The 852-nt window shown below is 52.7% G+C and carries 1 pseudogene; it reads left to right on the forward strand.

Going from position 1 to position 852, the window contains the following annotated elements:
• A pseudogene (locus JQM68_RS13600) lies at positions 1 to 852 on the forward strand (hypothetical protein); the annotation flags it as partial.

The raw sequence follows: 852 nt of genomic DNA on the forward strand, positions 1-852 counted from the left end.
ATATCAAGAACAATTTAATTGCCTACGAGAGAAAGCAGTACGAAAACCTTACATCCCGGAAAGATTGGAAAGCCAACCAAGCAGCATTGGCAGATGCTTACGCTGCGGAGGATGCGATTCTCGTCAAGGCCCTCTGCGAACGTAGGAACGAGATGTTCTCTGATGCTGGATTCGGGAAATACCAATTTGAGAAGCAGGTCAACAAGTACCGAAAGCACTACCGGGGGAAAGGCGGCAAAGGCTACCTCATCCCGGTCCATGTGGCGCAGAAGATTTCTGCCTCCGTGTGGGATGGCTACCAAAAGCTCATCTTCGGAAACGGGAAACAGGTACACTTCTCCAAATGGAGCGAGTTTACGACGATTACCGCGAAAACAAATGCTTCTGGAATTCGCTGCGCCGATGGATTCGTTCATTTCAACGGGATGAAGCTCAAGGTTCATTTCGATGAGAAAGACCCCTATGGCTACCAGCGTGAGGCGATGACAAGGGAAATCCGCTATTGCGGCATCCAGCGCCGATGGTATGCCAGCGGTTGGCATTACTTCGCGCAGCTCACGATGGATGGATTGCCTCCGATGAAGGTAAAGCCCGAGACTGGCGAACTCCTGCATCCTATGGGAAACGGCAGAGTTGGTCATGACATCGGGCCACAAACCATTGCAAGCGTTGGCGACAATGCTGTATTGCTCACCGAGCTTGCGGATAAAGTGAAGGGCATTGACATAGAGCTTCGGCGCATCAACCGAGCCATGGACCGCTCCCGGAGAGCGACCAACCCTGAGATGTTTGCCCAAGACGGCTCTATCGTCCCGAAGGACAAGCTCCCTGCATCCTGCTTGACCCGCAGAG

The organism is Oscillibacter valericigenes, assembly GCF_021531435.1.
GTDB lineage: Bacteria > Bacillota > Clostridia > Oscillospirales > Oscillospiraceae > Oscillibacter > Oscillibacter valericigenes_B.